The sequence below is a fragment of the Citrobacter sp. RHBSTW-00671 genome (genome assembly GCF_014103415.1).
Taxonomy (GTDB): Bacteria; Pseudomonadota; Gammaproteobacteria; order Enterobacterales; family Enterobacteriaceae; genus Citrobacter.
The window spans coordinates 249969-272022 of sequence record NZ_JABXPR010000002.1 but is presented as its reverse complement, the minus strand read 5'-3'; the positions used below and the strand labels follow the sequence as shown (position 1 = coordinate 272022).

Here is a 22054-nt window from a genome sequence, read left to right as displayed (position 1 = left end):
ACCTCAGTGAAGGACGTGATTAACCAGCGACGGGGGGATATCGAGTGACCCGACACTCCAGCCATTGGCAGTTGTCGCAATAAGATCTGGCCGGAACCCACCCCAACCCGTCACACGGCCCGAATCGTTGACCACCACCACCAGCGGCGCACCGGTATTTTGTGTCAGGCGAACGAGATCTGCGTTGTCCACCAGCGGGATCTCATTCACGTCCACCCCAGCCAGAGAAAAGCGGGTAAGCGTCATGCGACATTTCGGACAATCAGGGGCAGTAAACACAGTAATTTTCATTGGGATAGCCTGGTGTATACGGGATATATTCATTATCCCAGCTTTCCGCTTCTGACGAAGCGTTGCGCGGGTAATCAGAGCGTAAGCAGGTAAGATATTGTTGGGGCCATCCTGCAACATCAGTTGCGCCAGTTGCCTGGCTATTCGTCGCTCTCTCCATTAGAGAAAATAAACCAAATAAGCAGAACGCCTCCGACCCACATTCCAACAAAGAGGCAAATACCGATCAGGTCATAGACGTATTGTGGGATTTCATTCATAACGCATCCTCATTAATAATTTGTATTCAGCCTTAAACCGGTCATTTCATTAACCGAATCCGGTCTATCAAAGCGCTACCCTGCGTTGCATTCAGCCCCTCGTGCCGGTGAGTCAGGAACAGGGCAGGGCAGTCAGTTGGAAAGAGTCGAGCGGTATCGTCCACGAAGGTGTAATGCTGTAGGCCGAACCGTTTAACGACCGCCATGCATTCGTGATAACGCACGTGGTTATTCACCAGCCCATCCAGATCGGGATTGAGTCCAGCAATCCGATCGCGTATACCCGCAGGGAAATGACTCAGCACCATCTCCCGGGGTACGCCGGTACGCCAGTTTGTGGAAAGGATAATTCCCGTCTGCGGGCATTGCGTCAGCACGTGATCCAGCACAGGCATAAACTCCAGTGACCCGTTTTCCGCCCGGTGGAGTACACCGTCGATGTCCAGGAAAATCCAGTGACGACGGGCATCTATTTCCAGCCAGAACTCGCCCGCAGAGCGCCGGGTCGACATACAATCTATATCGTCCTGACAGGTAAACCTGACTAACCACTTCTGTAATAATCGGAACATAGAGGCCTCTCGCGGTAGTTGACTATATGCAGAACCGGCAACCATCAAAATCATACGGATTCTGTTGCCATGAAATACGGCCACACCCGGGGCAATTCCAGCGAGTCAGCCCCTTTGACTGTCGGCGATTTTGGCGTTTCAGCCAGGCAGGCATCAGCAGACCGGCCCCCTGCGTCATTTTACGGCGGTCTATCCGCTCAACACTGAAGGTAGGGCGCTTTGCAGCGTCAGGGATGTGATGGGGTAACCAGACGACATCAGGTCTATCTGCCTGTGGTGAGTCAAAAACTCTGGCAAGGGAAAAATCCGTGGTAGTACCCGCATCAGCCAGCCAGAACAGATCGTTTCCGTCCCATTGGCCATTAACGAAGCCGACATATTTGGTGGCGCTTTCGGAGAGAATGGTTTTTCCCGGTACAAACTGATGATCAACATGAAACACGAGATGGCGGTCGACTGCATCGGCATCAACCGGCAGGTCAAACTCCCGTCCCGTATTCCATGCGCGTTGTGCTTCCTCGCGGGTGTAAACCCGGGCATTACGCTGATCGGTGCTGTAACCTCTGCCGTGATGGCTATGAAAAGCGGTATTGCTACCAACGGTGTCACGCAAGCTGACCAGATAAAAACGGTCTTTCATGAAACACTCCAGAGGATGATGGCAGGAAAATAGCCCGGCGCGGCGGATACCGACACCGGGGAGGAGGGGTTAGCTTTCGATTTTGCTGACGTTTACGGTGTCATCGTCGTTACGCTTTACACCCAGCATGGTATCGCCATCGACTTCGATAATGCCGTCAAAGTAGTCGGTCATTTCGTCATAGCTGACTTCATCAAGGTCATCCAGCCGGTAGGAAGAGCCATCCGGCAGAACAAACTGACCATCCAGCGTGGCAAGGTCATACGCCAGCGGGGTAACCGTGAAGTAATACTCATCGGTGAACCAGACCGCGCCAACCACCAGTGGGTGAGAAATGTGGAATTCGACGGTGTTATAGCCCTGCGCTGCGATTGCATCCAGCAAATCAATGAAGCCGGGCATCGTATCGCCATCCCAGCCATCAGCCGATAAGGAAGGCTTGAGGTTATCCCAGTCGCTCAGACTGAAAAACACTGTGCCCTCACCGTCATCGCTGATATGGGATGAAATGTACGTCGCGCTTGCTTTTGAAGCCATTGCAAACAGGAAGTCCTCATCGAGCACGTGTTTGAGGGAGGTTTTAAAAACCTTGTCAGTGCCTGCTGCCGGGATAATCGCTAACATGAAACACCTCAGTGGTTGTGTTGGTCTGTTTTTATTATCGAACGACTGAGTCTGCTGACGAAGGAAAAAAGGGGACAAAAAGAGGCTGTTTTCTCAATAAAATCAGAAAGATTGTGACGGCCCGAATTCAGATGAAACGGGCGCAGACGGGGGGTTATTTGCTGGCGGATTCGGCTTCGTAAATGACTTCGTCGGCCCAGTCTCGATCAAATCCCGGCATCACCGGTAATGCTGCAACGACATCGGTAGGGAGGGCATCAATATAATCGCGCATGGCTTTTGCCACTTCCAGCAGTTCATTTTGCTTCATCATTTTCTCGCTCATTATCTCTGTCAGAAACCATCCAGCAGGAAGTCCACCGCACTTTTGATAGTGTGCCGGAACGGAGATGCGTCCATGACCGCCTGACCGAGCTGCTTCACGCGGACTGAAGCCATTTCATGCGTCATCAGGATAACGTCATTCCCTTCCACCTGTATGACCGGAGTTAATCGCGCAACCGGGGCCGAGGCTCCTTTTTTAAGCCGATGAAGGGGGATCACCAGGCGGGTATTTAACTCGCCAATGATGTCGCTCTGTATATCCAGCAGGTAAGGGTATGCCTGGCTGTTGCCGGGATTGCGGTAAACGGTATATTGCATTATCAGAACGTCCTGTATTCGTCAGACAGTAACCCATGCTCTTCAGTGATGCGGTTCAACTCCTGAATACCAGCACGATTCTGTCGTTTCCATTCTTCCGCTGCACTGGCCTTCAGTTTGCTCTGAAGCGCTTCTGCCAGCGTGGCGGACAAGTTAATCCCAGCGTCTTTTGCCTGCTGTACGAGCATTGGCTCAAGGGTGACACTGACGGTTTTTTTCTGGCGAGCAGCTGTAGCCTGCATGTGTCCTCCAATAAAAAAGCACGTGTCGATTACACGTGCTTTAAGTATGCGCCCATTTTATCCCACCAGCAAATTTGTTTGCCTCCGAGAGAGTCTACTGCGTCAGTTCAGCAGGTCAGATGGCCTAGACCGCAGAGGCTACGTTTTTCCAATCATGATAAGCAACACACGCCTGTTTGGCAGGTTGGCTGCAACTTTAGCTGCTTTATCAATGCTTTGTGCTGTATACACTACCCCTCTTTCTTTCAGGTTCTCCGCGTTCTGACGCAGCGTTTCCTCTGAAAAGCTGGACGACTCATCAATGCCAACTGGGCCGGGCTTTGCACCGCGCAAACTGAATGGCACAGGGCCATGCCAATCATTCTTTACCAGTAACAGTCGGGCATCAATGATCCGTCCTGGTAGCGTTCTTTCGATGAGGTAACTTTTTCCGGTTCCAGTGCTGCCAATCAGGCAAACGGTGTAACCGAAACGCAATGCCCATCGAATGATTAGAGCCCAATACCGCGCCCGGAACGCGGAAATGACAGGCATTTCACCTGGTCTAAATACCGCTGCGAAAAGACATGAATAGCTATATTTCTCAGCGTTACAATCTTTCATAAAACTTTATCCAGTGATGTGTTTTTGGGGAATTTTCTGCCCGCCCAGCAGGTAGCTGGTGTATCTGAAGTACATAACATCTTGTAGTTGCCTCTGACTATCTCTCTGGATATAGACTTATCAAATTCATTTCTATCCATATCAAATAGCCAGTAGAACCCATCAGCATAGATAATTGTGGTTCGATTGGGATCCGAAGCTACGACGCGAGCATCCGTAATCAAATTCTCCTCATAGCGCAAAGGCGAAGCGGAGAAAAAGAATATTATTAATACGAACCAACTCCCTATGAAACACGGTAAAACATGTTTTTTGCAATCCTTTAAACCATCTTTGTTGCCTTTCATTTTGTAGTCATAAAGACCAAGCAAAAAAAGTAAGAAAGAAAAAGCAAACCCCAGAAAAACGTGAGTATAAAACTGATGGATGCCGTCACTCCATGTAATACTGATACTTCCAGCATTTGTTCTTTTTGTTGTTATTTCTAATACGGAAATGAAAATGGCTGTTAACTGACTAAAACAAAATATTTTTATGCTTAATTCAGACTTAAACGCTTTGTTATATACTAATACAATCACAAAAAGTATTACGATTACAAAAGCTGTAATCATAAACTCACTCATCATCATGAGCACACTGTTATTAATACTGTAATTTATGTTCATCATCACTCCTTAATTTCACAACTTTTCATCATTTTATTTGAGAATTGACAGGCTTATCGAGTAGGGGGTTTAGCGTCCTTGAATATGTTCGCTCGTGTGGCGCTCACTAGACACCAGATAACAGAAGAAAGCAGAGCAAGCATTGCGTAAACCATTCGGAAGTTTGAATCCCACTTCGCGGTTACTATTGATTCATCGACCGCCTCGCGAACGCAGGGAGATTCGATAAGTGTCGGGGGAGTCGTGGATTGTGGCTCTTCGGTACATACCATTAGTTTGCCGACCGGAGCACCATCAATGACAGCCCTGGCTGCACTAACCAGATGCGCTGAAGGTGAACCTGAATAGTTCATGCAGATGAACGTGATAAATAAAGCAATCGCCGGGCCGGAGACCAGAGTGAAGAATGCGAAGCTGCGGCAGGCCGTAGTATGGCGATGCAAATTAGCGAGAAATGTCATCATGATTTGTCACTCTGGGTTTTAGTCGTATCCGACTCGGTGTCACATCGCTGGAAAGCTACTTGAGGAGGAATTTGATCAACCCCGGTAAAGCAATATTTCAGGGATAGTTGCTTTTTTCCCTCATCCAGTCCAACAAAAAAGATATCGACCGGATCTTCATGAAGTAGCTCTTTTGAGAGCCGGTTGTAGGCCATCCAGCTCCCAACCATATCGACCATTGGCTTAAATTTATCAGTTGCGTTATCTGTAGGTTTAAATGGAATTACACGGAAAACATTCCATCGTGAGCAACGAACCAGCAATTGAGCATCACTCTGAAAGACGTCCAGATCAGTGTTATTTGTCAGGACTTTACACAGCGACTTGAGATCGTTACCCCTGACCTCCAGTTGGCTGAAGCTTCTATAATACTTTTCACATCCAGTTAAGTGCTGAGCGTAGCACTGCTTCAACAGTGTTGTGTCGTTACTGGCCTGCAATTGAGTATCTTTCGCCACATAGGCATCACTGATAAGAAAATCGGGATAGAGGTGTCCCTCCCATAGCAGTTTCTCGGCGATAGCGCCCCCCAGCACCACCACCAATAAGATAAAAAAAATTGGGAACGTCTTACCCAGAGGTATTTTCATAAATCTCACCAGTCGTTAATTTGAGGTAAATTTGCTTTCCAGATTCAGAATGCATTTTTCATGTGCATACATGACGGCGGAATCATGGCCGTAATAGAGTTCGCCATTTTCACGCTGCCACTCACGCGCTTTTCGGGTACGGAATGCTTCTGACATATGTTTTCCACACAACTCACATGGCCCGAAAAAGTCGCTGCTGCGGCCTGTTGATTTTGTGAGTCTGACGATATTGCCTGTAGGTCTACCCATACTGCCCCCTGTGCTGCTGGCATTGACCGGCTGTCTGCCGTGCTAAATGAGTGGTTATTTATCCGCGTCATCATCGGATTCTTTCGGCACGAGTTTTGTATAGCTAAATGTCATATCAGAGGGACGGATCCCATAGCGCCACGGCTTTCTGCGGTAGTTAACTGCCTCGCTTACCATCCAGCAGATAAGAGCGATACCCGCCACTATCAGGTAGCCTTTGAGCAACAGCGAGTCCCATTGTTTAATGGCATCATCGGCATTCACCACGTGTCGCTGGCATTCTGAGGAGCGGAACGCGGCAAACACTGCTTTCTCTTCAGGGCAAACCATGACCGAGGTGCTGGTGGCATTTCCAACCAGACTACGGGCCTGATCGAGGAAGACCTTGGATGGTGAACTGGTAAGAACTGTGCAGAACAGAATGAGCAGTAACGCAACTGCCGGAGCAGTGACAAACGAGAAAATGAATGCCTGCCCGGATTTCCATAAAACGTCGCTGATGTAAAATTTCATGTCGGTGTTTCCTCTTATCGGTATTCAGGCCCAGAGCAGCCCGGGGCTTAATTTATGCTGACTGGAGTCCGCCAGATTGTTTCTCTTCAGCGCGGGTATTCCAGCGCGTCACAGCGGCTTGTTCGGAGTCCTGAAACGCCACCGTGGCCTCACAGGAATTGCAGCAGGCGCGAAAATTATTCGAAATCTCCCGAACCCGGATAGATGAACAACCGCAGAAAGGGCAGGGCTTGACGTTATCGTGTCTCATCGTATTTCCTCGCTGGTGGGCTTTATCCACCGAAGCTATTGAGCCGAATTTCAGGTTCATCACCGAGCTCGTACATGTGTCCCATTTCGTTCATGATGGTGCTACTGCCATTGAACCAGGTAACCATGCATCGCCAGTGCTGACTGCCGTTTTCACCCCAGCGGCTCACGCCCGCAGCATCCATTTCGTCTTCAGTGATAAAGAAATCCGCGCCCGGCAGTTTCTCGGCATCAAGGCAGATCTCAGGCTCAACGACGAAGCAGATACCGTTGCTGTTCATGACGTACATACGCCGCTCAAGGGTTTCAGTACTGACAATGACCTGCTTATCAGAAGTAAGGTGTGATTTAGTGACTTCCATGCGAATCAGGTTCTTTGCATTAGCCTGTCCACTCGCAAAAACCATTGACGCATTGCGAACCATTAACTCAGCAGCTTCTTCACCGAAGCTACGAAGGCCCATCAGTGCAAGCAACTCACTACATTCGGCTTTACCGAGGTTGCCAGTAGTCAGATTAACCACGCCTTGTAGAGTGCTCAGTTCAACCGGTTGTGACCGGAGGATGTCGCGAAGCAGTGTATTACCCGCCGTGCCCGGGTCGCTCCAACTGGAGGATTCGGGACGCTGATTTTCAAGAAATAGGGCGCTTTGCAGTAAAGCCGCTGGTGGCTTTCCGGCAAAACTCAGTTTTACTCTGACCGAATCGAATGGGTGCATGACGGCGGTTTCTCCATAATATCGTGAAGCTAAAAACTGTTTTAATCCTATTATCCCACCGGTCGACAATTGACGAAGTAATCGGGTATGAAATGGACACCCCTTCGATAATTCACATATAGCGAAGCCTTTACGCCTTTGTCTTATCCGCAGGCTGGGGAATGCAATAACTTAAGATGGTGATAGTTTCCCCACGCTTTGCTTTAGGCGCGGCACTCTGGCATTCATCATAGGTTTTGTAGTCAGGTATTTTCTGAGAGGTGACACCACTTGGATTAAGACCACTTGAATAAAGCCCAATCACGAGAACTAAAGTAAACATGTTATTACTCCAGAATGTATTGATGGAAAGTAAGTGAGAATGCCATTATCCATTTCTCCTAAAATCCCGAAAAAACTTTTCAAGAAAGGTACTTTTCGGTTACTTCAGCGTAAGCATACTTAGATCGCAAAATGAGTGAATAAATAACTTTGCTCTGCAATTGTTTTTGCTGAACTTCAAATTAATCAGTCATCGATTTCATCAGGCAAGTGAAAAGCTGAGACGTAAAGCTTGCCATCATGAAAATCCAAACCATCTTGGCAGTGATAATCGGAAATTCGAGAGTGCCAATATAATAAATAATAATTATCAATCCCCCCAAGGCCAGACATCCAAGGAGACCTGCTGCTGCCTTTAGGAAATCACTGCCTTCAGGATTCTGGAATGTGAATCCAGTTATAATCAGCGAGGAAAAACAAGCGAACAAACAAGTTCTATACAAAGGCCAGTCCCCGGATATAACATTTTCTCGAATAAGCACTGCCCATATCAAAAATTCAATGCTGAAAATAATCAGCGGAACTGCGAGCACACGAAATGAAAGTTTTTCATATAAAGTGGTAATAATTGATGTCATAGCAAACCCCGCTTGCAATATTCAAATTAATTTTCGTGGTTTTTACCTGCTTTTAACAAACGCGTTATTTCATCAGTAAGGCAGAAACTTTTCCCAGATGATGGTTTCCCGATAACCACAACGTGACCAGTACTTGGAGTTCCCTCTACTTTAAAAAATGCAAGTTTTGCATCGATAATTTTATTTTTCATTGCATCGGTAACCTTGTATGACGTGGGGGTAAATTTTGTGCGTTAATGTTCAATGATAATATTAATCGCGAAATACTGTATCTATAGGGTCTGTTGATTAAGACTATCCCTCTTGAAGTAAAATACAATCATCATTCCTATCTGTATGGAATAGGAAGCCAATTCAGCATATGTTACATAATTGCTTGTGATGAAGGAAAAACCTCGCGCGATTACAAGTAGGAGTATTGATGCAATAAACACTAAAACCCAAACGGTAAGCATTCCCAGCACTGAAAGAAAGTACTCATATTCATTTGGGTCGTAAAATACAAATGCTGTTGAGAATATTGCAATAATACATAACGGAAGTGATGTAGCGAGTTCCGACCATTGAAGGTCAATTTTTCCAACCACCAGCAATGTAGAAATGACAGCGTACTGTATAGCCGATAGAACTGTTACCGGAATCGCAGCTCGAATGAACTTAAAAACAGAATGTTGTGTTTTAGCCTGGTTTTTCATGTGTTACCACCTGTCATTTGTTTCGAAACCAATCATAACCAGAGTGATAGATTTCAGAGTGAATAAACCACTACAAAACGCCCCCATTTATTGCTGGACATCATCCGCAGGAGTGGCATAAAACTCACGACCTGACGCGCCGAGTTTTTTCTGAAGCTTCTTTGTTGCTTCAGCCTGACTTCGGGCCTTGAAATAGAACGTCCTGATAAAATCCCCATTGTTGTAGTTAACGTCCTCTGGATTTGCCCATTTCTGCATAGCAACAAACCGGATAGAAGGCTTCGGGATGGTTTTCACCTCGACATACCCCCGGCCCTTGCAGCGAAAACACACACCGCCTTGAACGTGCCGGAACGCTCGGATCTCACCCTTACCACCCAGACAGCGTGGGCATTCAATTTTATGCATAGCAACCTCTCGACTGTTGATTAACGAATTTCGCGCCTGAAAGGGGGCAGGGATGCGAGGATGTCTTTCCCGTAGGCTTTTGTCTTCAGGCGTTTATCCAGGATAGTCACCGCGCCGGTATCGCTCTCTGTGCGGATAAGCCGACCAACGGACTGGGTCAGTTTGAGGCAGGCCTCCGGTATCGAGATTTCCCGGAAAGCATCACGCCCGTTTTTCTCCAGCCACTCCGTCAGGGTCTGGCCCACCGGGTCGGTCGGAACGCTAAAAGGCAGCTTGGCAATGATGACGTTGTTGCAGTACACGCCAGGCAGATCCACCCCTTCACTGAAAGAAGCCATACCAAAGATAATGCTCGGCTCACCACGGTCGATTCTGAGCTTATGGCGCAGCAGTATTTCCCGTTTTGGAAGTGCCCCCTGTATCAGCAGAAGCGGTGAAATGTGTTGAGGCATCGCCTTGCTGACTTCTTCCATCTGCCTGCGGGAGGCGAACAGCACGAGGCAACCCTGAAGCCGAAGCACCAGTTTGGGAAGGAGTTCGATGATCTCCGCCGTATGTTCTTCATGATTGGTCGGAACCGAGCGCATACGGGGGATGAACAACACGCCGTTGTTCTGGTAATCAAACGGGCTGCGGGCCAGCAGGGTAGGTGTATCGACTGGAAGACCGGCCTGCTCCAGGAATGCGTCAAACTTGCTAAGGGAGCGGATTGTTGCCGAGGTCACAATGGTGGCATAAGCCTTCGACCAGAGCTCGGATTTCAGGTGTTCGCCCGCATAGACCGGACTGCAATTAATCACCACTTCGGTGCTGCGTTTAGTACGACGGACGTTAATCCACCGGGCCATAGGCATACCAGAGACGGTTTTATTCCCGCAGTATGAGGCCAGAGCCTGATGCATACCCGCCAGGCGATTTGCCAGCTCGCCGACAGCCATCTTTTGAAGGGCCAGTTCTTCCTCGCTGATATCCCGCCCGGCCTCATCTACAATCGCCGTCATTTTCACAACGATATTCTGCATCTCGTTTACTGTCTTTAACCCAGGCTTAAACAGGGCCGCAATATCTTCAGGAACGAAACCTTCCGGGAAGCGATAGATGTCCGATTCCGTGCCATTTGGCATTTCGTGATCGTTTCGCCAGTTCAGGGAGCGTAAAAGTGTCCCCCGCAGCTCACCGAGCTCATCACCGGCATGGCCCGCAAGCTCCACCAGCTGCTGCACGTGCTTTTCCATAGTCCCGCCGTAGGACTCTGGCATGGTCATTACCATGTCGAAGATTTCGCTCATGAAATGCCTGCTGGCATCGAGAGAGGCGGAGGTCGCAAAGTGGTTAATTGCTTTCTGCGGAACGTGGTGACCTTCGTCGAACACATAAATGGACTCTTCCTGCGGGGGAAGGATAATACCGCCTCCCAGTGACAGGTCAGACAATACGATGTCATGGTTGGCGATAACCACATCCACCGACTCCAGCAGGGCGCGGGCGAGGAAGAACGGACAACGGTGATAATGTGGGCAACGCTTTTTAGGGCACTGACTGCCAATAGCATTGACCCGACCCCATACCGCCTCATTGATCTCATCAGGATAGGAATCACGCTCTCCTGTCCAGTGACCACCAGCAAAGGCCTTGCTGATATCCTCCACATCATCGCGGATGTAGCCATAGGCATTCATCTCGCTTTCCATATGAACGTCACAGCGCATCTGGCAGAAGTAACGGCTACGGCCCTTCGCCATCGCATAGGAGAAGCTCAGGCCCGCTCTCGCCTGTATTTCTGGCAGATCCTTGGAGATGATTTGTTCCTGAAGCGCAACGGTTGCCGTGGAGATGATCAGCGTCTTATGCTTTTCCATCGCCAGGGGGATCAGCGGCAGACAATACCCGAGTGTTTTCCCTGTCCCCGTACCGGCCTCAATAACCCCGACGCGATACTGCTCCTCAGCGGGGGTAGCGTTAACGACTGCGCTGCAAAACGCCATCATGTCTACCTGCCCGGCACGAGGGGACAGACCCTTTGCGTCCAGGAAGAAGTGATAGGCTCGCTCAGTCATTTCAGCGGCAGTCATCCGGGGTTTATTGTCTGGCATATCCGTACCTTGTCCTCTGCTGCTCAGGAGGCACAGCCCGGCAGCGGCTATCGAAGTCAGGTACATCCTCATGCTGGTGGATGTACCGGGTTCATCAGTCTTCCAGTGAATGGCCTTTAAAGCGTCTCACATAGCGTTTAATTTCAGTTTCGGCCTGTTCCAGTACAGCTCGGTTGCAGTGCTCAAGAACACAGTAAGGCCCATGTGCTGGCCCGCCATCGCTGGTTTCGCAGGCATCAAGCTTGAGCCGAACGGAGGCATCGAAGATAAATTGGGTGATTTTCGCAATGGAGATCTGGTCTTTGTCTTCCTGCTCTTTGGTGTCGATGACATCGCCGTTATACACGTCGAAATCGAGCCGCAGGCGGTAAACTGTGTCGATTGCCATAATCGGATCCCTTCAGAGGATGTCGTAGATGACTGGGACGCGGCCACGTTCTACCTGTTGATTCAGGGTGCGGAAACCACCGTGATCAACGATGTAGAATTCACCCGCCACGGCGGAGCGATGGAAGTCGGCGAGCTCTTCAGTGCCAAAGACGAAAACCGGGGTTCCAGAGGGGACGGTCATGCAGGCAGTTTTTCCGCCATAGCCGCGAACCGTAAAGGTGATTACCCCATCCGCGCTGGTGGGCAGGAAATCGGCGAAAATCGAATGAAAGGCTTTATTCGCCTTATCGCTGAATACGTCGGTCAGTGTCTGCATGATGCGCCCCGTGATCTCGTTTTATGTTGTACTGATACCAGTACAACACGGGCCCGGCAGGTGACGAAGGCGATACGTCGGGTATTATCAGAATGAATATGTCGGTCTGAAATGGTTTATCAGTGAGCCATCAGCTCCGGCCCCGGGACGCGAATCAACGGTCGTTATGCTGTAGCACCTCCACGAACTGTCCGCAGCTGTCGCAGCAGTACTCATTGGCGAACCTGCCATCGTCTTTCCAGTTGTTTGCCCCGCAGCGGCAGAGCAGTACACGTACCTGAGAAGGGCGGATGCGAGCTTGACCGAATTTGGTTGTCCACTGAGGCTCGCCATCAAAGCGAAAAGAGTCAATGCGAAACCTGCTTTCGCGTTCGTAGGTGTTGAGGTATTTGAAGTACAGCTCTTCAGAGAGAATGGCATCGGTCATCGTGTATTCCCTGTCTGGCCCCGTGGAGGGTGATTTGCGGCAGAGTGTTGCGTTGCGAAAACTGCCAGGTTGTCGGAGCCATTACACCACGGGTCATACAGGTCACGAAGGGGGTTACTTACCAGCCAGCGCTTTCTCTTCCCTGGTAGCCAGGCGCATTTGCCCGAAACCTTCACGGATCAGCAACGGCTTTTCTTTCTTCCAGCCCTTAACGACGGACTCACCGAAACGACGCGGGGCGTTACCATTCCAGGTGGCTATGACGTGGTTATCATGGACTTCGACAATCACGACCGGGTGGACGACAACTGTTTTAAGTGTGGTGTTGCCCATATTTACCCGGCTAACCGACCAGACACTCATCCCGACTTCCAGCTGGCTTATTTTCATCTTCATTTCCTTCTAAACGAACGTAGTGCGCCACGGCGTAATGTCGTGACGCACATTACCATGCCCGGGGCTTATCAGAACATAAGCCAGGTGGCGTTACCGGCAGTATTTCTGGACTGGTAGGCTTTTGCCTGCGCGTGAAGCAGCTTCCACAGCTGACGAAGTGTAGCAGCATGATTTTCACCACCAGCATTAACCCGCAGTTCGCCGATCTCGCGGGTAACAGTGAAACAATTCCGGCTCTCATCCCAGCCTGAATGTTCACGCGCTTCCACCACCAGATCATTAGACGTATCAGGGCCGGTCTTTGCTGCATTCAGCACGAACTCCGTTTTAACAGTAATACGGCTGGCGTTATCCGGCGCATCCAGAAAGACGGTGAACCCCTCAGTTCGGCGGTCAGTTATACGACGGCTCCCCCAGGAGGTGATCCCCCTCTGGACACGCATCATTGAAAGAGCGTGGGACTCGGTTGCCTGCACTGTGCGATACAGGTCGGTCAGGGAAGAAAGGCTGAAGCTTTCAGGGGCAGTCTGGATAGCGTCGGTCATGGTAGATCCTCGGTTATATGGTGTGTTTTCTGGCTTCAGTAGCTGTCGTTTGCCACGTAATAGGACGTGCCTGGATAGAAGTAGCGGTAATCCGGCTGCATGTCATTGGTGATGACGGATGCTTCTTCCCAGACCCCGCTGGTGGACATAAACTCATCTGTCGTTTCATTCTCCAGCCGCATATAGCGTTCAGGAGCGCATTCCGCCCAGGCGCGTTTCACCGTATCCCAGTTAGCGTACTGGCTGATTTCAATATTCAGGGGCGCATTCTTCTCAGGCTGGTTACGGCGGGAACTCAGCACGAAATTCAGCTTCAGGACGATACGACTGTCGTTGTCAGGAGTATCCATCCAGATCTGGTATTCAGCCGTAGGCCGGGATGACTGGTTTTTGCGGCCCCACGAGGTGACACCGGTTTTAACCTGGACTATCGAGACTTTATGCGCATCAGTCTTGCCAACGCTGGTCATCAATTCAGACAGACTTTTAAACATGGTGCATCCCCAGTGATTATTGGTATGTTCGTTTTGTTTACTTATTAAATCACTGGTTACCCGGGTGACGAAGTCAGAGCCGGGTAAAAAAAGGACAAAATTTGCGGATTAGTGGCTGGTGGTGGTATTGGCCTGCGGGACAGGGCCATCGAACAATTTGTCAAAAAATTCCACGCCACGCTGGTACACATCGCGCAGCTCCATATCTTCACGCTCGGTCAGGCCCATCTTATTGAGCACGGCAAGGCCGGTACGAAGGCGAGGAATCAATACGGTTTCCAGATAGATCCTGCGGCCCGCAATAATTTCCGGGGATGCTTCATTGATGTAAAAATCAACGGTTTTCGTGATGCTGAAGTGCTTTACTTCGCTCATCGTCTGGTACTCCTCAGAATGATGTCATGATACTCGGTTTGATTCAGGGGAGGGGAGCAACCCGGGCAAACAAGCCCGGGCGCAGGCAGCAGTTATTCGAGACCCAGTGCAACGTGATCGCCATCATCAGAAAGGCGAATGAATAGCATCTGCGTACCGCCGCTCAAGCCGAACTGGAGATCCCAGCCTGGGACAGAAGATGTCTCGCATTCACGCACATCGATGACCTGGTCACGGTAGAGCAAGAAGCGTGTATCAGACTTGTCATCTTCAGCGACGTGGGCCATCTGATCAGCAAATTTGTCTTCGAGGTCGAACCAGCTTTCCAGCCAGACCTTATCAGAGACCAGGCTGATACCGCAGGCGGATTCCGCCGTGCCGGTCACAGCCTCAGCGACTGGTTCTACAGAAGTCATATTAAATACCGCATCAACTACCAGTGCCTGCTCTGAGGTCGCCGGGTAGATACCTTGCAGATAAACGCTATTGCCGTTCACTTCGAAGCCGTCTTCAAGACTGATGTCGTCATGATCAACGTCATAAACATCCGCGAGGTTGCGAAGACAGATCAGGTTGGCTTCATCTTCGTTCTCCGCTTCAATGCGCATCAGTGGCAGTTCGCCACCACTGGAGTCGGATTCATAGTAGTGAACGTAGAATACATTTTTCTCTTTGCTGGTGGTCATGGCGTTGCCCCGTGTTGTTCGTTTTGTTTACTTATAGTCTCACGGGGTATTCAGGTGACGAAGGAAATCGGGCATAAAAAAGCGGGGATTTAACCCCGCCAGTTTTGATATTTATAATTATGCCAACATGTAGTTCCAGCGCAGTTATTACTTAGGCCTTGGGCCTTTTCGTGTATTACTTTTTTCTGGCTCTTCCACCGACTCTTCTGCTGGTTTTTCCACCGACTCTTGTGTTGGCGTTGTAGTGGCTGCGGCTGCTGCTGCGGCAGTAGCGGTTGAATCGTCATAATCAGTGGTAGCAGTAACATCACCCGATTCAGTCATATGGAGAGTGACAGTGACAGGTTTGCCATCAACAGCAAAATTGAGACTAACTGAACCTTTCATCTTCAGTAAGAGTGCGGCCCGGGTATATCCATCGGAAAGTTTTAAACCAACAGAAGCTAAAGCATCAGCAATTTTGTTATGAATATCGTTGCTCATTTTCATTCCTTAATGTGTGTGTATTAGCGGAATATCAAATCATAAGACTTCAACTGAAAAAGGGTCAGAAGTGAAAAGTTATTTTCTATACGTATGATGGCACAGGAAGGTGGGGTGACGAAGAAGAATAAGCAAAAAAAAAGCGGGGTATTATCCCCGCAAAACTACACACAGCAATTCAATAAAACAACTTCCAGGGGGGCGATGCACACATCACAACTTCGGTCTGTCAGACGGGAACCGGCCTTGGGCGCTTGTATCCCATTTGACGAAAATTTGGTTTTAAAACCGGTAAATCGTTACTCTTTCTTCCTGCTACCCCGGTCTATCACCGGGGTAGCGGAGTCCGCCATTCTCGGCAGCGCCAGCTGATCAGATTACATAGACTCAGATTTAAAGTTACGCGTTCGCATATAACCTCCTTAGTGTGGGCCGGTTCACTGGATTGTGAATTGTCAGTAACGCTAAATTTGTAGACTTCAGGTCTACAGCCTGGCTTATATAGGCAGGCGCGGCAGTTTTTTAAGAGTTTGAACGTAACGAGAGCATTTACATAAATCCTCCTTTCTGTAGCTGACCAGATTTAACGTCTTTGTCTATTCAGTGAACCATACCCTATTCATGTGACGAAGGTTTCTGAGTGTAAAAATACGTAATAAGCAACGCTATTATCGCTAATTCTAAAAATAGGGCGAATTAAAATACCGGCAAAACGCGGACGTTTATACCGGTATTATTTCTGAGCTGCTGGTGCAATATCGCGAGGTAAGCTGTAGTCAGCGCGGCAGGTACTTAACGGCTAGGCTTGCTGGTGGTTAAGGCCTCATCCTGCGCCAGCAACGTGATCACATCCCCGGCAATCTCCGGGCGGATACCAGGCGATTTATGCGCGGCATGGGCCGCGACAGCCAGCGGTCTCCAGTTGAGTGATGCTGCAATACGTCTGATCTCTTCAATAACCCGGAATGTATCGCTCTCCAGCGCCAGACCCGCACGGGCGGTATCGAAAGATACGCGCTGCGCCGAAGTGAGCGGCGAGTGCTTCTTCAGTTCTGCGGTGATGATACGCTGCGCTTCAGCACCGATTGACGCGCCACCTTCGACGACCCCGGTTAAACCGACGAGCTTACCTCCATCACTGCGGCTATTATCGTCTTTAACCCTGGGTGGCGGGGCCAGGGCGGTCAGATCCACGTCCTGCTGTAAGAGCTCCAGCAGGTCAGCCAGCATATCGGGTTTAATCACACCTTTTAAACCCGCTGCGCGTTTCGCTAGGCTGACAGGAGAACGGCCCAGGCGGGCGGACATCGCAATAAGGCAATTAGCCAGAACAAAGAGGTCATCAACCCCAATCAGTGGCGCACACTCTTGCCTGAACGTCTGATCATCCCGGAATGCAGGAGCTGGTGGGGCCGGTTTAGGCGTTTTGGCCTTTGCCTGCGGCTTGTCATAACCACGTAGGGCTTTTTCTGCACTGTCTGAAACCTTACGGATGCTTTGCGTCAGATCATCACCACCTGCCAGGCCTGCGGTCAACTGAAGCATATAATCGAGCCTGCCGAGCATGTCAGGGGAAGCAAGCCCGGTCGCTATCTTCTGGCTGATGTCGTTAAGGTTGCTGAGTATACCACCGGCGATTTTAGACGGAGGAGTAACAACCGCCTGGACATTATGGCTGGTATGAATTTCCCGCGACACCAGGGTGAGGACTTTGCGCCAGTCAGGTTGTACACCAGCATCAAGCGTCTCAAGGTGGCTTATTGCATTTCTCAGGCTATCCCATCTGGATAGCTGTAGAGGGTCACCGTTCTGCTTTCCTGATTTCAGCCACTGAACGAGGTAGACGAAGTCAGATGTAGCTGAGGCCACCAGCCCGGCAATAACGCGCTCTCTTGCTTGAGGCGTTGTAGGGTTAGATCTTCGCACCGGCAGACGGTCATTTTTATGTGCCGTTGGTCTTTTCATTTCGAATATCTCAACTTGGTTCCATCAACGATAACTCCGCGCCCGGGAGCCAGACAGCATGAAACAATGTATTTACCATGTTTGATAAAAGCGCAACCGGCAGCGCCGTCAAAAAAATGCTATATGACAGCGCTGGTTAGAGCAGAAAGATTCAGGGAGGTTTTACATCTACTCTCGATCATCTGTGAGGAAGAGATGCAGTTGAGTCACAAAGGCATCGAGATAAGGGGTATTTCTGGCATTGTCTGCAAAGTTCATTTTGGCATTGGTGTCGTCGTATACATGCATCCAGCCGCTGTTTCTGGCAATACGACGTACATCAGTATTTGCCGGGTAGAGTTTCCCAATAGCTTCACGCAGACCTTCAATTTCTGAGATCAACTGCCGGGCATTCGCAGCAGGCTCAGGAGCCGATGGGACGAGAACCCGGAATTCAGCGGTTTCCGGCTGCATCTTAATCACTTCAATGACTTTGTCCCGGGCAACGGAATTCCATTCAGTAGTCATGCCGTTGTACTGGTTTCGGATGCGGAACTGGTAAACCGGCTGCTGTTCGTTAACAAGCAACCAGGCATCGGCAAGTGCAAGATAGAACGAGACAGGCCGGTTTATCATCTGGTGTTCCTGAAGGGCTTTTTTATAGCTATGGACATCTTCAGGAAGGACATCAGTGATACTGGAGGTGAATTTTAGCGGATCCAGTGGACAGACCGGGCCGATAACCCTAAGCACAGCAACAGGATTATTACCATCATCAGTAAACCAGAAGTCATTTTCTGGGCCGATATTGAGCCTTACATCTGCGGTCTGATTCTCTGCGAGAACGGCCTGCACCCGACGACCGTTCTGCCACCAGCGTGGTGTACCTTGCATACATACCTCGTACAGGAAATTAGCCCGAAGCCCACCTGCTGGTGGGCGGTCGGAACACAAGTCTACTGAAGGTACTGCTCTGCCTGAGCAATACGAGAAAGAGTACCGGCATTCGGTTCAATCATCTGGATACGTCGGCTGTCCTCCAGTAAACCGGCAATAAGGTGCTTGTCGGTATATGGGGCATCGTCATCCCCGAGCATACGGCGGATAGCAGATAAATCGCCGGATGGAACCGGGTATACCGACTCAATAAAGAGCTGGTCACCGTGAGGATTCTCCCACTCATATGGGGTTTGGGCGGAAGCAGCAAAACCCGAATCATTCAGACGTGCGAAATCTTCAAGCGCCTGGAGGCGGGCCGCAGATTCATCGGTAGCGTAGATTAGGATCATTCGCGCCGTCTCAGGCGATGAGCAGAACAGCAAAATGAGAAATGGCAGCATGTTATAGACTCCTTCAGTTTGCGACTTGTTGAGCTGGCGGTGTGGCTACGCTAGTGAGTTGCTTAAGGCGAATGTTCAGCTCATGAATTACATCATCGCGTTTGCGCCAGCTGGTGGATGGTAGAGCCAGGAGCGCTTCAGCTTCGGACACGGAGAGACCGGCCAGGTGAGCTTTCGATGAAATCTCTGCGTTATATAATTGCTTCAGCACAATCAATGAGTGCTGGGAGGATGCAGCCATCATCATGAAATGGCGAAGCACCGCACAATAGATTTGAGTAGACATATTAAGCCGCCTCGTTCAATGCGTGAGGTAATGATTAATGGCATGTTCAACATAGCCAACAGATTTACCCACCAGGTGTGCAAGCTGCTGCACATGATGATGGTGAACTTCACGGCACGGGCCAAATGAAGTGGTGTAGCGATACCAGAGGCTGCGGCCTACAGAAAAAAGTTCTTTCTCTGTCTGCGGGCGAACTGGATAACAAACAGGACGTGCAGATGTAGTGCGACGAACGTTATTTCGTACTTGATGAATTGCAGTATTCATAAATCACCCCGCGTATGTTTTTCGTTTTGTTTACTAACTTCAGTTAAACACACGCTGGGTGGCTGACGAATAGAAAATCCATAAATAAATGAGCTAAAGATTTAAGCTCTTTATGAAAGAATTATTCTGGGGTTGGAAACCAGATAATGTCCGAAATAGGCTTATTGCCCGTCAGTAAAGCGAGGCTGGAATGCAGTTCTTTAACGACCTGCTTATTATCCTGCGTTTGCTCAAGTGCGGTTATAGCCTTTAGCAGGGTATTTGCCACAGATGCTTTAGCATATGCCTGCGGTGAGCCGATTAGCACCTGACGCATTAGCTCCGCATTGTTAGAAGCCAAATAGCCTTGCTCCTCGGAAATTCTTTCTGCATCGGGTGCTGAAATAACCAATGCGGCAAGTTCGTGATCGTTTGCATAGTTGATAACATCAGATAGCATTTCGAGAGCTGTGGTATCTGTCATGATAAAGCCGTCAGCTACCCACTGAGGAGCAACATCGAAGCGAACTACCCAGGAATAAGGTTTAACGTTTGACATACAGAGACCTCATTAAAGAGAGATATAAGCGTCGGGATTTTCTTCAACAGAAAGAAACTCAATATCTTCGAGATGCATTCCTGCATTACGAATGCCTACCTCGGATAACCACGACAGTATTGTTTCATGATCCGGTTCACCAGAAAAATCAACAAAGGCTGGAAGAGCCCAGTCGGGTGTATAGCCAGCGCTATACATTACAGTGGCAGTAAAGCGCCCAATGTGGGGAATTTTGAAAAGGATGGATGCCTGCTCAGGGGTATTAATTACCATGCCGTGATGATAGACGACATCCCAGTTTACCCCATGCTCCCCTGTATTTCCTCGATAGAGATGGTGGCGGTCAACGGCCCAAAGGACACCTTCGCTATCCAACCAGCAGAAATAATTATTATCTGGGGATAACGTGATCCCAAGGTTCATTAACTCCGCCACCAGCAAGCAAGGGTTAATATCAGTTACAGTTTTAATAATCGTCAGCCCCATCTCGGTTCCGGTAGTAACTGTCAGTACCTTGGAGGCACTGATCCAGAATTGATAACCTGCTTCTTTAGCCTTCGCGATTAAATTAAACATTGTTGCTTCCCATTGAATGGCAGTTAGGTCAATAACAACATGAGGCTGGTGGGTGACAAACAGGGAATCTGACGATATTTCAAGAAAGAATTTAGCGATGAGAAATGCAGGGGGAACAATATGGTCTGTACTTGCCAGCGCTTCGCTCGGCCAACCCCTCGACAGCCCGAAAACAAGTTTCGGTCTGCCTCACGGTTATCTACTGACAAAGGCGGGGATTATTCGGGGTACTGTATGAACTACACAATTTCAATCGGAACAAAAGAAAGCAGCAACCCCTAAACAAATGATTGAGAGTAACCAGAAAAAGGCGAGTACTACTACAGCGCTTAAAGATAGTGGAACGGTTTTTGATAGCATAACGCCCATACCTACACCAAATGAACATAGTGCGATAGATCCTAATTTCAATTTGCTCTTATACGAAATTAACATTGGCTTCTCCTCAAAATAGGTGTGGTGCTTGCCAGCGCTTCGCTCGGCCAACCCCGAGACAACCCGAAAGCAAGTTTCGGTCTGTCCCGGGGTTCCGGGTAACGGCCAGACTTACCGCAGATCTTCTTTAGCGTTAATCATATGACATATGAATAAGAATTAATCACGATACAACTGGATAAAACTCTCCACACGGGTTCCATCACAATAGCTCGGCCAGGCGTTCATCACAGGTAGTTCTTCTGTTGTGAATCTTCCCAGTGCGAGAGCTACAGAATACCAGACCGGGAAAATCGTATTGGCTGATGTCATATTCCCATTGTTGATTAACTCATAGAGTCCGCGTCCATTAGCCCATGCACTTTCTGGTGTATCACCGGCAAGGTAGTTATCCACCCAGATGGATGGTGACAGAGCCTGACCTTTCGCCAGTCTCGCTAACAACTCGTACCACTTCAGATATTCCGTGGTTCGCAGTGAGAGAATCGGGATTCCGCCACGTCTTAACAGTGCTGCCGCAGAACGTGAGTCTACCGGTGCGGCAATTCTATCCAGGTGGTTACGGGCTTGCTTTATCCGTGCTGATATTCCCGCAGGGCTCACTCGGGAGATGTATTTCTCCACCGTCTCAGTAGCTTCAGCGATATCCGGGGCCAACGAACCATCAACATGGAGGGGACATAAAACAAGGCCGGTATCATCGTGAGTCACCCAGGCAGAATTGTCAGTCGGGTTCCTGACGATAGACAACGACTCACTTTGACCCAAGATCGTTAACCTGAATGACTTAAGCCTTTCGGCTATCCAGCTGCCTCCATCACCAAAAACCTCAATGCGCTCGTGACTCATACCGCATCACCTCTACAAGTGCTTTACATTCAGACCTAATCATAACGGCTTCCCCGTTCGGAACAAAATCAGGGCATAGCCAAACCATACTCAGGAAATTTACAGATATGTCGATCTACAAAACGCGCTCAAAACGCTCAGGCGCGTTTTAATCAATCCGATCGTGAAAATACCAGGGGGATAAGCTCAGAATCGTTCTGAGGCGATTCTGGCGTGGTTTTATCCCAATAACGGATCCTTTTGCGAA

The 22054-nt window shown here is 49.3% G+C and carries 37 protein-coding genes; all 37 read right to left on the bottom strand.

Annotation, left to right across the window (positions count from 1 at the left end):
• Positions 1–3: 3 nt before the first annotated feature.
• Complete coding sequence (locus HV261_RS24690) at positions 4–291, bottom strand: glutaredoxin family protein (protein ID WP_016241556.1); 288 nt, start codon at positions 289–291, stop codon at positions 4–6.
• 301 nt (positions 292–592) lie between these two features.
• A complete protein-coding gene (locus tag HV261_RS24685; protein WP_016241557.1) occupies positions 593–1123 on the bottom strand; it encodes an HAD domain-containing protein in 531 nt (176 codons plus the stop codon).
• A 22-nt stretch (positions 1124–1145) separates the two neighbouring features.
• The gene (locus HV261_RS24680) at positions 1146–1763 is read right to left on the bottom strand and encodes a hypothetical protein (protein WP_007372289.1); all 618 of its coding nucleotides are present in this window, start codon (positions 1761–1763) and stop codon (positions 1146–1148) included.
• 69 nt (positions 1764–1832) lie between these two features.
• Positions 1833–2387, bottom strand: coding sequence for a hypothetical protein (locus tag HV261_RS24675; RefSeq protein WP_007372288.1), 555 nt, complete (start codon positions 2385–2387; stop codon positions 1833–1835).
• A 154-nt stretch (positions 2388–2541) separates the two neighbouring features.
• On the bottom strand, positions 2542–2700 hold the full coding sequence (locus tag HV261_RS24670; protein WP_016241558.1) for a hypothetical protein: 159 nt from the start codon (positions 2698–2700) through the stop codon (positions 2542–2544).
• A gap of 20 nt (positions 2701–2720) precedes the next feature.
• Positions 2721–3029, bottom strand: coding sequence for a CcdB family protein (locus tag HV261_RS24665; protein ID WP_007372286.1), 309 nt, complete (start codon positions 3027–3029; stop codon positions 2721–2723).
• A gap of 2 nt (positions 3030–3031) precedes the next feature.
• Positions 3032–3271, bottom strand: coding sequence for a type II toxin-antitoxin system CcdA family antitoxin (locus tag HV261_RS24660; RefSeq protein ID WP_007372285.1), 240 nt, complete (start codon positions 3269–3271; stop codon positions 3032–3034).
• A 138-nt stretch (positions 3272–3409) separates the two neighbouring features.
• Positions 3410–3874 carry a hypothetical protein gene (locus HV261_RS24655; RefSeq protein WP_008786596.1) on the bottom strand — a complete coding sequence of 155 codons (465 nt, stop codon included), beginning with the start codon at positions 3872–3874 and terminating at the stop codon, positions 3410–3412.
• A complete protein-coding gene (locus HV261_RS24650; protein WP_008786597.1) occupies positions 3871–4545 on the bottom strand; it encodes a hypothetical protein in 675 nt (224 codons plus the stop codon). Before HV261_RS24650 ends, HV261_RS24655 begins: the two co-directional genes overlap by 4 nt.
• Before the next feature lie 457 nt (positions 4546–5002).
• Positions 5003–5635, bottom strand: a complete 633-nt coding sequence (locus tag HV261_RS24645) for a hypothetical protein (RefSeq protein ID WP_007372282.1) — start codon at positions 5633–5635, stop codon at positions 5003–5005.
• A gap of 15 nt (positions 5636–5650) precedes the next feature.
• Positions 5651–5791: a hypothetical protein gene (locus tag HV261_RS24640; protein WP_007372281.1), complete on the bottom strand. Its 141-nt coding sequence runs from the start codon at positions 5789–5791 to the stop codon at positions 5651–5653.
• A gap of 147 nt (positions 5792–5938) precedes the next feature.
• Complete coding sequence (locus tag HV261_RS24635; RefSeq protein WP_008786599.1) at positions 5939–6397, bottom strand: hypothetical protein; 459 nt, start codon at positions 6395–6397, stop codon at positions 5939–5941.
• 52 nt (positions 6398–6449) lie between these two features.
• Positions 6450–6647 (bottom strand): Lar family restriction alleviation protein, encoded by a 198-nt coding sequence (locus HV261_RS24630; protein WP_032155220.1) that lies wholly within the window; start codon positions 6645–6647, stop codon positions 6450–6452.
• A 22-nt stretch (positions 6648–6669) separates the two neighbouring features.
• Positions 6670–7365, bottom strand: a complete 696-nt coding sequence (locus tag HV261_RS24625; protein WP_007372278.1) for a hypothetical protein — start codon at positions 7363–7365, stop codon at positions 6670–6672.
• Positions 7366–7495: 130 nt separating this feature from the next.
• Positions 7496–7687: a hypothetical protein gene (locus HV261_RS24620; protein ID WP_016241560.1), complete on the bottom strand. Its 192-nt coding sequence runs from the start codon at positions 7685–7687 to the stop codon at positions 7496–7498.
• A gap of 181 nt (positions 7688–7868) precedes the next feature.
• Positions 7869–8264, bottom strand: a complete 396-nt coding sequence (locus tag HV261_RS24615) for a hypothetical protein (RefSeq protein ID WP_024196081.1) — start codon at positions 8262–8264, stop codon at positions 7869–7871.
• A gap of 26 nt (positions 8265–8290) precedes the next feature.
• Positions 8291–8455, bottom strand: coding sequence for a hypothetical protein (locus tag HV261_RS24610; RefSeq protein WP_007372277.1), 165 nt, complete (start codon positions 8453–8455; stop codon positions 8291–8293).
• Between the two features lie 81 nt (positions 8456–8536).
• Entirely contained in the window at positions 8537–8959 is a 423-nt protein-coding gene (locus HV261_RS24605) for a hypothetical protein (RefSeq protein ID WP_024196082.1), read from the bottom strand.
• Between the two features lie 87 nt (positions 8960–9046).
• Positions 9047–9367 carry a hypothetical protein gene (locus HV261_RS24600; protein ID WP_016241561.1) on the bottom strand — a complete coding sequence of 107 codons (321 nt, stop codon included), beginning with the start codon at positions 9365–9367 and terminating at the stop codon, positions 9047–9049.
• 20 nt (positions 9368–9387) lie between these two features.
• Positions 9388–11460, bottom strand: a complete 2073-nt coding sequence (gene dinG, locus HV261_RS24595; protein ID WP_016241562.1) for an ATP-dependent DNA helicase DinG — start codon at positions 11458–11460, stop codon at positions 9388–9390.
• A 94-nt stretch (positions 11461–11554) separates the two neighbouring features.
• A complete protein-coding gene (locus tag HV261_RS24590) occupies positions 11555–11848 on the bottom strand; it encodes a hypothetical protein (RefSeq protein WP_007372274.1) in 294 nt (97 codons plus the stop codon).
• A gap of 12 nt (positions 11849–11860) precedes the next feature.
• Positions 11861–12166, bottom strand: coding sequence for a hypothetical protein (locus HV261_RS24585; RefSeq protein WP_016241563.1), 306 nt, complete (start codon positions 12164–12166; stop codon positions 11861–11863).
• 154 nt (positions 12167–12320) lie between these two features.
• Positions 12321–12593: a hypothetical protein gene (locus HV261_RS24580; RefSeq protein WP_007372272.1), complete on the bottom strand. Its 273-nt coding sequence runs from the start codon at positions 12591–12593 to the stop codon at positions 12321–12323.
• A 114-nt stretch (positions 12594–12707) separates the two neighbouring features.
• The gene (locus tag HV261_RS24575; RefSeq protein WP_007372271.1) at positions 12708–12983 is read right to left on the bottom strand and encodes a hypothetical protein; all 276 of its coding nucleotides are present in this window, start codon (positions 12981–12983) and stop codon (positions 12708–12710) included.
• Between the two features lie 74 nt (positions 12984–13057).
• Entirely contained in the window at positions 13058–13534 is a 477-nt protein-coding gene (locus tag HV261_RS24570) for a hypothetical protein (protein WP_007372270.1), read from the bottom strand.
• Positions 13535–13569: 35 nt separating this feature from the next.
• Positions 13570–14028, bottom strand: coding sequence for a hypothetical protein (locus HV261_RS24565; protein ID WP_007372269.1), 459 nt, complete (start codon positions 14026–14028; stop codon positions 13570–13572).
• Between the two features lie 108 nt (positions 14029–14136).
• Positions 14137–14403 carry a hypothetical protein gene (locus HV261_RS24560; RefSeq protein WP_007372268.1) on the bottom strand — a complete coding sequence of 89 codons (267 nt, stop codon included), beginning with the start codon at positions 14401–14403 and terminating at the stop codon, positions 14137–14139.
• A 92-nt stretch (positions 14404–14495) separates the two neighbouring features.
• Positions 14496–15089, bottom strand: coding sequence for a hypothetical protein (locus tag HV261_RS24555; RefSeq protein WP_007372267.1), 594 nt, complete (start codon positions 15087–15089; stop codon positions 14496–14498).
• A 147-nt stretch (positions 15090–15236) separates the two neighbouring features.
• Positions 15237–15572: a hypothetical protein gene (locus tag HV261_RS24550; protein ID WP_007372266.1), complete on the bottom strand. Its 336-nt coding sequence runs from the start codon at positions 15570–15572 to the stop codon at positions 15237–15239.
• A 792-nt stretch (positions 15573–16364) separates the two neighbouring features.
• Positions 16365–17537, bottom strand: coding sequence for a hypothetical protein (locus HV261_RS24545; RefSeq protein ID WP_048213837.1), 1173 nt, complete (start codon positions 17535–17537; stop codon positions 16365–16367).
• A 168-nt stretch (positions 17538–17705) separates the two neighbouring features.
• Positions 17706–18410, bottom strand: a complete 705-nt coding sequence (locus tag HV261_RS24540; protein ID WP_007372263.1) for a hypothetical protein — start codon at positions 18408–18410, stop codon at positions 17706–17708.
• Positions 18411–18472: 62 nt separating this feature from the next.
• The gene (locus tag HV261_RS24535) at positions 18473–18856 is read right to left on the bottom strand and encodes a hypothetical protein (protein WP_007372262.1); all 384 of its coding nucleotides are present in this window, start codon (positions 18854–18856) and stop codon (positions 18473–18475) included.
• A gap of 13 nt (positions 18857–18869) precedes the next feature.
• The gene (locus HV261_RS24530) at positions 18870–19142 is read right to left on the bottom strand and encodes a hypothetical protein (RefSeq protein WP_016241565.1); all 273 of its coding nucleotides are present in this window, start codon (positions 19140–19142) and stop codon (positions 18870–18872) included.
• Between the two features lie 15 nt (positions 19143–19157).
• The gene (locus tag HV261_RS24525; RefSeq protein WP_007372261.1) at positions 19158–19409 is read right to left on the bottom strand and encodes a hypothetical protein; all 252 of its coding nucleotides are present in this window, start codon (positions 19407–19409) and stop codon (positions 19158–19160) included.
• 121 nt (positions 19410–19530) lie between these two features.
• Complete coding sequence (locus HV261_RS24520; protein ID WP_016241566.1) at positions 19531–19947, bottom strand: hypothetical protein; 417 nt, start codon at positions 19945–19947, stop codon at positions 19531–19533.
• A 12-nt stretch (positions 19948–19959) separates the two neighbouring features.
• Positions 19960–20523, bottom strand: coding sequence for a hypothetical protein (locus HV261_RS24515; RefSeq protein WP_007372259.1), 564 nt, complete (start codon positions 20521–20523; stop codon positions 19960–19962).
• Positions 20524–21117: 594 nt separating this feature from the next.
• The gene (locus HV261_RS24510; protein ID WP_009652897.1) at positions 21118–21807 is read right to left on the bottom strand and encodes a hypothetical protein; all 690 of its coding nucleotides are present in this window, start codon (positions 21805–21807) and stop codon (positions 21118–21120) included.
• Between the last annotated feature and the right edge of the window lie 247 nt (positions 21808–22054).

Coding starts and splice junctions, on each gene's coding strand:
- HV261_RS24690 (WP_016241556.1), bottom strand. CDS start 291: ATGAAAATTACTGTGTTTACTGCCCCTGATTGTCCGAAATGTCGCATG.
- HV261_RS24685 (WP_016241557.1), bottom strand. CDS start 1,123: ATGTTCCGATTATTACAGAAGTGGTTAGTCAGGTTTACCTGTCAGGAC.
- HV261_RS24680 (WP_007372289.1), bottom strand. CDS start 1,763: ATGAAAGACCGTTTTTATCTGGTCAGCTTGCGTGACACCGTTGGTAGC.
- HV261_RS24675 (WP_007372288.1), bottom strand. CDS start 2,387: ATGTTAGCGATTATCCCGGCAGCAGGCACTGACAAGGTTTTTAAAACC.
- HV261_RS24670 (WP_016241558.1), bottom strand. CDS start 2,700: ATGATGAAGCAAAATGAACTGCTGGAAGTGGCAAAAGCCATGCGCGAT.
- HV261_RS24665 (WP_007372286.1), bottom strand. CDS start 3,029: ATGCAATATACCGTTTACCGCAATCCCGGCAACAGCCAGGCATACCCT.
- HV261_RS24660 (WP_007372285.1), bottom strand. CDS start 3,271: ATGCAGGCTACAGCTGCTCGCCAGAAAAAAACCGTCAGTGTCACCCTT.
- HV261_RS24655 (WP_008786596.1), bottom strand. CDS start 3,874: ATGAAAGATTGTAACGCTGAGAAATATAGCTATTCATGTCTTTTCGCA.
- HV261_RS24650 (WP_008786597.1), bottom strand. CDS start 4,545: ATGATGAACATAAATTACAGTATTAATAACAGTGTGCTCATGATGATG.
- HV261_RS24645 (WP_007372282.1), bottom strand. CDS start 5,635: ATGAAAATACCTCTGGGTAAGACGTTCCCAATTTTTTTTATCTTATTG.
- HV261_RS24640 (WP_007372281.1), bottom strand. CDS start 5,791: ATGTCAGAAGCATTCCGTACCCGAAAAGCGCGTGAGTGGCAGCGTGAA.
- HV261_RS24635 (WP_008786599.1), bottom strand. CDS start 6,397: ATGAAATTTTACATCAGCGACGTTTTATGGAAATCCGGGCAGGCATTC.
- HV261_RS24630 (WP_032155220.1), bottom strand. CDS start 6,647: ATGAGACACGATAACGTCAAGCCCTGCCCTTTCTGCGGTTGTTCATCT.
- HV261_RS24625 (WP_007372278.1), bottom strand. CDS start 7,365: ATGCACCCATTCGATTCGGTCAGAGTAAAACTGAGTTTTGCCGGAAAG.
- HV261_RS24620 (WP_016241560.1), bottom strand. CDS start 7,687: ATGTTTACTTTAGTTCTCGTGATTGGGCTTTATTCAAGTGGTCTTAAT.
- HV261_RS24615 (WP_024196081.1), bottom strand. CDS start 8,264: ATGACATCAATTATTACCACTTTATATGAAAAACTTTCATTTCGTGTG.
- HV261_RS24610 (WP_007372277.1), bottom strand. CDS start 8,455: ATGAAAAATAAAATTATCGATGCAAAACTTGCATTTTTTAAAGTAGAG.
- HV261_RS24605 (WP_024196082.1), bottom strand. CDS start 8,959: ATGAAAAACCAGGCTAAAACACAACATTCTGTTTTTAAGTTCATTCGA.
- HV261_RS24600 (WP_016241561.1), bottom strand. CDS start 9,367: ATGCATAAAATTGAATGCCCACGCTGTCTGGGTGGTAAGGGTGAGATC.
- dinG (WP_016241562.1), bottom strand. CDS start 11,460: ATGCCAGACAATAAACCCCGGATGACTGCCGCTGAAATGACTGAGCGA.
- HV261_RS24590 (WP_007372274.1), bottom strand. CDS start 11,848: ATGGCAATCGACACAGTTTACCGCCTGCGGCTCGATTTCGACGTGTAT.
- HV261_RS24585 (WP_016241563.1), bottom strand. CDS start 12,166: ATGCAGACACTGACCGACGTATTCAGCGATAAGGCGAATAAAGCCTTT.
- HV261_RS24580 (WP_007372272.1), bottom strand. CDS start 12,593: ATGACCGATGCCATTCTCTCTGAAGAGCTGTACTTCAAATACCTCAAC.
- HV261_RS24575 (WP_007372271.1), bottom strand. CDS start 12,983: ATGAAAATAAGCCAGCTGGAAGTCGGGATGAGTGTCTGGTCGGTTAGC.
- HV261_RS24570 (WP_007372270.1), bottom strand. CDS start 13,534: ATGACCGACGCTATCCAGACTGCCCCTGAAAGCTTCAGCCTTTCTTCC.
- HV261_RS24565 (WP_007372269.1), bottom strand. CDS start 14,028: ATGTTTAAAAGTCTGTCTGAATTGATGACCAGCGTTGGCAAGACTGAT.
- HV261_RS24560 (WP_007372268.1), bottom strand. CDS start 14,403: ATGAGCGAAGTAAAGCACTTCAGCATCACGAAAACCGTTGATTTTTAC.
- HV261_RS24555 (WP_007372267.1), bottom strand. CDS start 15,089: ATGACCACCAGCAAAGAGAAAAATGTATTCTACGTTCACTACTATGAA.
- HV261_RS24550 (WP_007372266.1), bottom strand. CDS start 15,572: ATGAGCAACGATATTCATAACAAAATTGCTGATGCTTTAGCTTCTGTT.
- HV261_RS24545 (WP_048213837.1), bottom strand. CDS start 17,537: ATGAAAAGACCAACGGCACATAAAAATGACCGTCTGCCGGTGCGAAGA.
- HV261_RS24540 (WP_007372263.1), bottom strand. CDS start 18,410: ATGCAAGGTACACCACGCTGGTGGCAGAACGGTCGTCGGGTGCAGGCC.
- HV261_RS24535 (WP_007372262.1), bottom strand. CDS start 18,856: ATGCTGCCATTTCTCATTTTGCTGTTCTGCTCATCGCCTGAGACGGCG.
- HV261_RS24530 (WP_016241565.1), bottom strand. CDS start 19,142: ATGTCTACTCAAATCTATTGTGCGGTGCTTCGCCATTTCATGATGATG.
- HV261_RS24525 (WP_007372261.1), bottom strand. CDS start 19,409: ATGAATACTGCAATTCATCAAGTACGAAATAACGTTCGTCGCACTACA.
- HV261_RS24520 (WP_016241566.1), bottom strand. CDS start 19,947: ATGTCAAACGTTAAACCTTATTCCTGGGTAGTTCGCTTCGATGTTGCT.
- HV261_RS24515 (WP_007372259.1), bottom strand. CDS start 20,523: ATGTTTAATTTAATCGCGAAGGCTAAAGAAGCAGGTTATCAATTCTGG.
- HV261_RS24510 (WP_009652897.1), bottom strand. CDS start 21,807: ATGAGTCACGAGCGCATTGAGGTTTTTGGTGATGGAGGCAGCTGGATA.